A 9,041-nucleotide genomic window follows, 5' to 3' on the forward strand; every position below is an offset into this window, starting at 1 on the left:
CCCGCCGACCGAAGACCGACCGCCCCCAGCCACTTGCCCGAAGGAGTGACCGCCATGATGCCCCTGCAACCCCAGACCGCCGGCCTGCCCTCGGGCACCTTCGGTGGCCGCCGGCGCCACGCCGCCGTGAACCCGACGCGCCTGCTCGACGCACCGCACCGGCTCGGCTTCTTCGCCGGTGGCAGCCTGCTGGCCCTGCTGGCGCTGTGGTGGGGCGGCGCCCTCGTGGCCCGCGCCGCCGGCCTGGTGGTGCCCTGGGAGGTCACGCCCACGACGGCGCACGCGCTGGCCTTCGTGTTCGGCTTTATGCCGCTGTTCTTCGTCGGCTTCCTGTTCACCGCCGGGCCGCGCTGGCTGGGCCTGCCCGAGGTGCCGGCGCGGCGCCTGCTGCTGCCGGTGGGGCTGATGGTGCTGGGCGTGGCGGCGGCGCTGGTCGGCTTCCACACCTCGTCCGCGATGGCGGCGCTGGGCCTGGCGGCCGTGTCGGTGGGCTTCGGCCTGGCCACCGGCCTGTTCGGGCTGATGGTGCTGGAAAGCCCGGCCGCCGACCGTGACCATGCCCGTCTGGTGCTCGTCGGCTGCGGCGTCATCGTGGCCGCGCTGTGGGCGGCCGCGGTGGCGGTGGCCATCGGCCACGATGCCGCGGCGCGGGCCACGGCCCATGGGGCCCTGTGGGGCGGCTTCGGCCTGGTGTTTGCCACGGTGGCCCACCGCATGATCCCGTTCTTCACCGCGGCGGCCCTGCCGTCGATGGACGCCTGGAAGCCCCGTGCGCTGCTCGGCCTGCTGGCGCTGCTGGTGGCGGTGCAGGCGCCGTTCGCGGTGGCCGAGGCGCTGCTGGGCGGCCGGGTGCCGGCCGGCGTGTCGGCCCTGCGTGCCGCGATCGAACTGCCGGGCGGCGCGCTGCTGCTGTGGCTGGCGCTGCGCTGGGGCCTGGTGCAGAGCCTGAAGCTGCGCCTGCTGGCCATGCTGCACATGGGCTTCTTCTGGCTGGGCGTGGCCTTCACGCTGGGCGGCGTGTCGCATGCGCTGATGAGCCTGACCGAGGGCCAGGTCTCGCTGGGCCTGGCGCCGCTGCATGCCTTCACGATGGGCTACCTGGGCAGCACCTTGCTGGCCATGGCCACGCGCGTGGCCTGCGGCCATTCGGGCCGCGCGCTGGTGGCCGACAACTGGGCCTGGGCGATGTTCTGGGCCCTGCAGGCCGGCATCGCGGCCCGGGTGGCGGCCGCGCTGCTGCCGGCCGGTGCCGGCACGCCGCTGACGCTGTTCGCGGCGCAATGCTGGCTGGCCGCCATGGGCGCCTGGGCGCTGCGCTACGGCCCGTGGTTCCTGCAGCGGCGGGTGGACGGCCGGGCGGGCTGACCCAGAACGGCGGCGGCTCGCAGGGGGATTCGGCGGTCGCCCGCCGGGCGTGTCACCGCTCGTCGTCGTCGCGGCGGCGGCGCAGCGCGCCGGGCAGCAGCGAGGCCACCACGGCAAGGCTGACCAGCGCGTAGGTGGCCGGCTGCGGCGCGTCGCAGCGGCCGTGGCCCTGGGCGGCGCAGTGGCTGTCGGCATTGGCGCCCAGCGCCTTGTCACCCGCGGTGCGGGCCCGCTTGTCGACCGCCGGGAGGGCGCCGAGTGCGATGCCCGTGGCGCCATCGGCGAAGGACAGGAGTTCCGGCCTGGCGGCGCTGCCCGGGCGGTCGCTGCGGCCCAGCGGGCCGGCGGTGAAGGTGTCCTGGCCGAAGAACGCCGACCAGCCGGACTCGACGAGAACCGTGCCCCGGACGCTGGCGAGCGTGGACCACGACGCGGCGCCCGGCGCCATGGCGGCGCTGGCGGGCGAGGTGATCAGCAGCGTGCCGGCCGCGAGGCTCAAGAGGGTGATCAGTCGTGTCATCGGTGCTCCCTGGGGGCTGGCTGTCGTGGACCCGCGCCGCGCGGCATCGGGGACGGATGGCTACCCGGTGCCGGGCCGCCTGGTGCGGGCCAAACAGCCTGTGGATGCATTCTGGGTGGCACCCCCGGCCCCGGCAACGGTCGCCGGAACGGTCCGTGATTTCCTGTCACCCCGGATCAGGGGGGTGGCGGTGTGGGCCCGATATCGCCGGTGTGGGCGGCGCCGCCCGCGCTCAGGTGCCGGCCACCCAGCGCTGCAGCGCCAGCGTGAGGCCGAAGGCCACCACGGCCAGCACGGCCGGCAGCCACAGGCCGGCGCCCGCCAGCACCACGGCGTCGAGCACCGACATGCCGGCGATCAGCGTCACCACCGCGCGGGGCACGTCGCCGCGGGCGCGGCGGCGCAGCCGGCCCATCGCGAAGGCCAGCACGCCGACGTAGAGCGCCAGCGGCAGCCACACGAGGGGCACCGACAGCCCCAGCCACAGGCCATACAGCACCGGCACGGCCAGGAAGCCCAGCGGCCACAGTGCGCCGAGGCGATCGAGGTGCTCCTGCTTGGCGATGTAGGTCAGGCCGATCAGGTGGCACAGCAGCGCCACCGCGGCCAGCACCACCGCGGCCGGCAGCGCAGGCGCCAGGCTGTACGCGGCCGTCAGCACCACGAAGACGCGGCACAGGCCCATGATCAGCGGGCTCAGCGCATTGCCCTTGTGGTCGGCGTTGTAGTAGACGATCGCAGCGGCCAGTGCGGCCCCCGAGGCCAGCGCGCGCCATGCCGGCAGCCCGTCGGGCCCGCGGCTGGCCACCGCCACGCCGGCCAGGCCCAGGGCCAGCATGCCGAAGCCGAAGCCGAAGACCTGGCCCGCCGACACCTGCCCCGACGGGATCGGCCGCTCCGGCCGGTGCACCGCGTCGAAGCCGCGGTCGAAGGCATCGTTGAGGAACATGCCGCCGACGTAGAACAGCGACATCGCCACCATCAGCAGCGGCAGGCGCGCGTCGGCCAGCCCGCCGCCGGCCAGCAGCGCGCCCACCAGCACGTTGGTCCAGACGGTGGGCAGGTTGGAGATGCGCCCCAGGCGCAGCGCGAGGGACAGGTTCACGCGGACAGTTCCGTTCGCACCCAGGCCAGTTCGCGGGCCACGGCCTCGTCGACCGGGCCGCTGCGGAAGGGCTCGGGCAGCACGTCCCAGGTGTAGGTTTCGACCTCGAGGTGCGTCGACACCGGGGCCGCGCGCTGGATCGCCAGCACCTCGCGGATGAAGGACTGGGTCGACGCGAACGGCGCCAGGCGGTCCAGGAAGATGGGCACGTGGAAATGCACGCGCCATTCTCGGTCGGCCGCGGGGCCGTCGAGCGAGGCGAAGGCCTCGGGCAGGTCGGCGAAGCGCACCAGGCCGCCGGGCGTCCGCTGCACCACCTGGTGCAGGTACACCGGATCCTGGAAGCGCCGCAGCGCCGCCAGCGCCTCGGCGTCGAGCGCGGGCAGGCGCAGGCCGGCGCTGATCTGCATCTTGAGCACGCGGATGCCGGCGTCGGCCAGGCGCTCGATGCAGTCGGCCGCGTCTTCGAACTCCACCGCGGCGTGGCACAGGTCGAGGCACACGCCCAGGTGCTCGTGCAGCGCGCGCGCGGCCGCGCCGCGGTCCAGGCCGGTCAGCGCCATCGTGCGCTGCACCGCGGCCGCGCCGTGCAGCTCACGGCCGAAGAAGTCGACCACCTCGTCGATGGTCTCGAGGAAGCAGTGCGGCTCGGGCTCTAGCGCCAGCGTGATCAGCCGCCCGGTGCGGGCCCGCAGCGCCACCAGGTGCGCCACGTGCTGCAGCAGCAGCTCGACCATCGCTGCCACGTCGCGCGGCCCGCCCAGCGCCGGCTTGAAGGCGCCCGGCACGGTGCTCACGCTGCCTTCGATGGCCGGGTCGGCGGGCAGCAGCTCGGCCAGCAGGTCGGCCAGCAGGTTGGTGTAGCGCAGGCGCTCGGCATCGCGCCAGTCGGGCAGGTACACGTCCTCCTTCACGCGGGTGCCGTGGAAGGTGCCGTACGGGAAGCCGTTGAGCGTGAAGACGTACATCCGGCTGCGCCGGAGGAAGTCGCGGAATTCGTCCAGCACCGCGGGGGCGGCCAGTTCGGCCGCGGCGCGTGCCGACAGGCGCAGGCCGACGCCGAAGTCGCCCTCGGGCATCAGCCGGTCGCGCACGGCGACCACGTGGCGCCCGAGGTTGGCGCGCACCTCGGCCCACGATTCGCCGGGGTGGATGTTGCTGCAGTAGGTGAGGTGGACGCCGCCACCCAGGTTCACGCGCCGTACTCCTGGCGCCGCAGCCAGACCAGCGCGCGCAGGATCTCCTGCGGGTCCATGTGGTGCACCTCTTCGCCCACGCCCAGGTCGCGCAGCAGCGTCACGGTGAGGTCGCCGCCCAGGTGCTCGCGGAACTCTTGCAGCCCGCGCAGCAGCTGCCACTGGCCGTCGGCGTCGCGCGACTCCAGCGCCGGGTGCCACAGGTGGAAGCCCAGGCGCTTGAGCAGCGCGTGCACGCGGTCCTCGCCGCCGGGCGCCAGCATGCCCACCTGCACCGAGTAGCGGGCGTCCAGCGCCAGGCCGATGGCCACCGCCTCGCCGTGGCGCAGTTCGTGGGCCGTCAGCGCCTCGAGCTTGTGGGCCGACCAGTGGCCGTAGTCGAGCGGGCGTGCGCTGCCGGTCTCGAAGGGATCGCCGCCATGCGCGATCTGCCGCATGTGCAGTTCGGCGCAGCGCCGGATCATGCGGTTCATCGCCGCGGGCTCGCAGTCGCGCAGCGCGTCGGTGCTGGCGTCCAGCCAGTCGAAGAAGGCGCGGTCGCGGATCAGTGCCACCTTCACCGCCTCCGAGATGCCGGCGATCTTGTCGCGCGGCTGCAGCGTGCGCAGGAAGTCGGAATCGTTGAGCACCGCGAACGGCGGTGCGAAGCTGCCCAGCAGGTTCTTCACCCCGAAGGCGTTGACGCCGTTCTTCACGCCGACGCCCGAGTCGTTCTGCGCCAGCACGGTGGTGGGCACACGGATGTGGCGGATGCCGCGGTGGGTGGACGAGGCCACGTAGCCCATCAGGTCGAGGAAGGCGCCGCCGCCGATGCCCACGACGAAGGCGTGGCGGTCGACGCCCAGCTCGACCAGCCGCTGCTGCAGCCGCGTGAGCAGGGCCGGGTCGTTCTTGACATGCTCGCCGCCGGGCACCACCTCGGGGTGCGCCACCATCTGCATCGCGTCCGAATGCAGGACGGCATAACCCGCGATGTCGTGGGCCAGTGACGGGAACGAGGCCGCCACGTTGGAGTCGATGAAGGCCACGAACTTGTGCCGGCGCTCGGGTTCGCGCCGCAGCAGCGTGTCGCGGAACACCGGGTTGTCGCGGGCGAACAGGTGCTCTGTGAAGCACACCGGGTACTCGTAGCGCACCGCGAACGACTGCAGGTACATGGCCGGGCGCTCATCGCGCTGCGGCAGGGGCGTGACGACGGCGCTCACGGGCGCCGGATTGCGTTGGAGATTGGACACGGCGAGCCTCTCACTTGAAGACGGCCGTGTCGACGATGGCCGCGCGCTCGGGCACGGCGCCCACCGACGGTGTCTGCCCGCGCAGCACGGTGTTGCCCTCGAACAGCATGCGCTGGTCCACCGGCTCGGGCGCCAGCCAGTGCGATTCCTGCATCTGGCCGCTCTGCGCGTAGGCCGCCAGGGCGTTGCCGTAGCAGGTGGCCTCGACGTCTTTCAGCGGGATGCCGCGCTCGATCATCAGCCGGGCGGTCTTGGGCACCGCCAGCGGGTCGGACACGCCCCAGTCGGCGCTGGAGTCGACGAAGATGCGGTCCGAGCCGTACTGCCGCACGATCTCGACCATGCGCTCGCTGCCCATCTTGGTGTTGGGGTACAGCGTGAAGCCGGCCCAGAAGCCGCGGTCGAGCACGTCGCGCACGGTTTCCTCGTTGTTGTGGTCGATGATGACGCGGCCCGGGGCCATGCCCATCTCCACCGCCACCTCCATGCTGCGGATGGTGCCGGCCTTCTTGTCGCGGTGCGGCGTGTGCACCATCACCAGCATGTCGTACTCGAGCGCCAGCGTCAGTTGCGCGCGGTAGTACTTGTCCTCGAGCGCGCTGCCGTCGTCGTAGCCGATCTCGCCCACCGCCACCACGCCTTCCTTGGACAGGTAGCGCGGCAGGATGTCCATCACCGCCTCGGCCAGGGCCTCGTTGTTGGCCTCCTTGCTGTTCAGGCCGATGGTGCAGTAGTGCTTGATGCCGAACTGCGAGGCGCGGAAGCGCTCCCAGCCGACGATGCTGGACAGGTAGTCGATGTAGCTGCCGACGTTGGTGCGCGGCTGGCCGAGCCAGAACGCGGGCTCGATGACGGCGACGACGCCGGCCGCCTGCATGCGTTCGTAGTCGTCGGTGGTGCGCGACGACATGTGGCAGTGGGGATCGATGAAGCGCATGGCGTTCTCCCAGTGGGTCAGTTGAATTCGAGCACGTTGGTCCAGTCGGTGCCGCGCGCCGCCACGGTGTCCCGCAAGGCGGCATGGCGGTCGAGCAGGGTGCGGGCGTGCGGGTCGGTGGCGCTGCGCAGCGCGAGCACCGCGGCGGCGCGCTCGGGCGGCGTGCCGCTGTCGAGCACGCGGGCCAGGTCGTCGAGCAGGTGGCCGGCGGCGAAGGGGCCGACGCAGCGCCAGAGTTCGGGGCTCACCGGTCGCGCAGCGGCCCAGCGCTCGTGCGCATAGTCGCTCAACATGCGTGCCAGGGTGGCATTGGCGCGGCCGTCCAGGCCGGCGATCGGGTGCAGGGTGCTGCCGACGAACAGCGTCTTCAGCACCATCTGGTTCCAGGCGTCTTCGGGCAGCTGCTCGGCGGGGTAGGGGTTGTGGTGGGCCACGGCCTCGAAGACCACCCGCATGTTGGTGCGCACGCCCTCGGCGGCGCGCTGGCGGTGCCTGGGTGCATCGGGGTACAGCGGCAGGCCGCGGTAGAAGGCCACCAGTTCGTCGACGTCGGCGGTGGCGCAGAGCTGGTCGAGGCGGCGCACGAAGGTGTCGCTGTCGGTCGCGGCGGCCAGCAGCAGGCGCACGCGCGCGGCCTGGTCCACGGTCCACGGCGACGGGTCCCAGCCCGGCCGCGCCTGCGCCGCCACGGCCAGGGCGGCGGCGTCGAGTGCGAGCGGCGCCTTGCCGAGCTTGCGCGACACCAGGCTCACGCTGCGGTACAGGTCGCGATCGGTGCCGCCGCCGGCCAGGCCGGCGACCGCGTCGCGCAGCCACTGGGCGCCTGCGGCGTCCAGCCGCTGGTCCAGCCAGTGCTGCAGTGCCGCTTCTGGGGTCATGCCCTCGCCTTTCGACATGCGGTGGTGGTGGTGGATTCGCTCATGCCGCCACCGGGAACAGGTGATCGAGCAGCAACTGCTTCACCGCGGTGGCCGGCACCGGCCCGTCCGCCAGCAGCTCGGGCGCGGTGGTGATGAACAGCGGGCCGTCGTCCGGCCGGTCGGTGGGCCGGCCGTGCGAGCCGCGCACCAGCGTCGCATCCAGGCCGATGACATCCATCAGGGTGCGCAGGCCGAGCGCCCGGCGTGCCAGCCGCGCGGCCACGGCGAGCTTGGGGAACTTGATCCTGGGGTCGAAGAACAACTCCACCGGGTCGTAGCCCGGCTTGCGATGGATCTCGACCGTGCGCGCGAAATCGGGTGCGCGCGCATCGTCGAGAAAGTGGTAGTAGGTGAACCAGCTGTCGGCCTTGGCGACAGCGACCAGTTCGCCCGAGCGCGCATGGTCCAGGCCCGCGGCGCGCTTGCCAGCATCGTCCAGCACCGTCTCCACGCCGGGCAAGGCGGCCAGGCAGGCCGCGACCTCGGGCACCAGTTCGGGCCGGGCCACGTACACATGGGCCAGCTGATGGTCGGCCACAGCGAAGGCGTCGGAGGCCCCCGCATCGAGCTGCTCCAGCCCGCGCTCCAGCCGCACCTTCAGCCAGCCGGCCTCGCGCAGCGCGCGGTTGATGTGCACCGGCCGCGACACCTCGGTGATGCCGTACTCCGACAGCACCACCACGTGGGCCCCGATGGACCGGGCCTTGTCGATGAGCGGGCCGCACAGCGCATCGACGGCCGCCACCTGCGCCGGGATGGCCGGGTGGTTGGGGCCGAAGCGCTGCAGGTCGTAGTCCAGGTGCGGCAGGTACACCAGCGACAGCGTGGGCCGATGCTGCTCGAGCACATGCAGCGCGCTGCGGGCGATCCACTCGGTGGACACGATGTCGGAGCCCGGGCCCCAGAAACGGAACAGCGGGAAGTCGCCGAGCGCGCCCTGCAGTTCGTCGCGCAGCCCGGCCGGGTGCGTGTGGATGTCGGGCAGCTTGCGGCCGTCGGCCAGGTACATGGGCCGCGGCGTGACGGCGAAGTCGACGCTGGCGTACATGTTGTACCACCAGAAGAGCTTGGCGCAGGTGAAGGACGGGTCGCGCCGACGGGCGGTCTCCCACACCTTCTCGGCCTGCACCAGCTTGTTCGACTGTCGCCACAGCCAGATCTCGGACAGGTCGCGGAAGTACCAGCCATTGGCCACGATGCCATGCTCGCGCGGCAGCACGCCGGTGAGCAGGGTGGACTGCACCGTGGTGGTGACGGCCGGCAGCACGGTGGTCAGCGGGCGCACCGCGCCGGCCTGGGACAGGGCCTGCAGCCGCGGCGCGTGCTTCAGCAGGGCGGGCGTGAGCCCGACGACGTTCAGGACGAGGGTGGGCGTCATGGGGAAGACAGTGGCCGTGCCGCTGCCACGCAGGCCTGCGGGAGGGCATTGCCGAGACGTGGCCCGGTGGCTGTGCCCTGTTCCCGAGGACGGTATGGCCTGGCATGGCCGTCAACCGAGGCACTGGCACCGCCCTGGACCGGCGAGGCGGCGTTGGATGTGTCGCACAACGTGGAGTTCCCCTTGCGATTCGGGGCCCGATGTCCCCGCCTTCGTCCGTTTCACGGCCGGAGGCAAAGTCCTGCCATCACACCTTGCGATGTCCTCTCGAAAAGCTGCGGCATGGCACGCCACGACAACCCCGATTCAACCCATCCCATACCTGTACTTGAGTGTAGCGGCGGGACCCTGGCCGGCGCATGCTTCAGACCGGGGGGGTAGGGGG

At 72.4% G+C, this 9,041-nt stretch carries 8 protein-coding genes; 1 reads left to right on the plus strand and 7 read right to left on the minus strand.

Translation table 11 applies throughout. The features are described from left to right. The first annotated feature begins 54 nt into the window (after positions 1–54). Positions 55–1,365, plus strand: a complete 1,311-nt coding sequence (locus EOINJALH_RS00300) for an NnrS family protein (RefSeq protein ID WP_144289789.1) — start codon at positions 55–57, stop codon at positions 1,363–1,365. A gap of 52 nt (positions 1,366–1,417) precedes the next feature. Here EOINJALH_RS00300 and EOINJALH_RS00305 read toward each other — a convergent pair whose 3' ends face one another. The 7 genes from EOINJALH_RS00305 to EOINJALH_RS00335 all read right to left on the minus strand — a co-directional run bounded on the left by EOINJALH_RS00305 (position 1,418) and on the right by EOINJALH_RS00335 (position 8,656). Further along, a complete protein-coding gene (locus EOINJALH_RS00305) occupies positions 1,418–1,885 on the minus strand; it encodes a hypothetical protein (protein ID WP_088278319.1) in 468 nt (155 codons plus the stop codon). A 232-nt stretch (positions 1,886–2,117) separates the two neighbouring features. Beyond that, the gene (locus tag EOINJALH_RS00310) at positions 2,118–2,990 is read right to left on the minus strand and encodes a UbiA family prenyltransferase (RefSeq protein ID WP_088278320.1); all 873 of its coding nucleotides are present in this window, start codon (positions 2,988–2,990) and stop codon (positions 2,118–2,120) included. Next, positions 2,987–4,186, minus strand: a complete 1,200-nt coding sequence (gene eboE / locus EOINJALH_RS00315; protein ID WP_088278321.1) for a metabolite traffic protein EboE — start codon at positions 4,184–4,186, stop codon at positions 2,987–2,989. Before eboE ends, EOINJALH_RS00310 begins: the two co-directional genes overlap by 4 nt. Further along, on the minus strand, positions 4,183–5,421 hold the full coding sequence (locus EOINJALH_RS00320) for a 3-dehydroquinate synthase (RefSeq protein ID WP_234413582.1): 1,239 nt from the start codon (positions 5,419–5,421) through the stop codon (positions 4,183–4,185). Before EOINJALH_RS00320 ends, eboE begins: the two co-directional genes overlap by 4 nt. Before the next feature lie 10 nt (positions 5,422–5,431). Beyond that, positions 5,432–6,358, minus strand: coding sequence for a TatD family hydrolase (locus tag EOINJALH_RS00325; protein ID WP_088278323.1), 927 nt, complete (start codon positions 6,356–6,358; stop codon positions 5,432–5,434). Between the two features lie 17 nt (positions 6,359–6,375). Further along, positions 6,376–7,236, minus strand: coding sequence for an EboA domain-containing protein (locus EOINJALH_RS00330; RefSeq protein WP_144289790.1), 861 nt, complete (start codon positions 7,234–7,236; stop codon positions 6,376–6,378). Positions 7,237–7,276: 40 nt separating this feature from the next. After that, positions 7,277–8,656 (minus strand): alkaline phosphatase family protein, encoded by a 1,380-nt coding sequence (locus EOINJALH_RS00335; protein WP_088278325.1) that lies wholly within the window; start codon positions 8,654–8,656, stop codon positions 7,277–7,279. Positions 8,657–9,041 lie beyond the last annotated feature (385 nt).

The sequence above is a fragment of the Ideonella sp. A 288 genome (assembly GCF_002198735.1).
GTDB lineage: Bacteria > Pseudomonadota > Gammaproteobacteria > Burkholderiales > Burkholderiaceae_C > Pseudaquabacterium.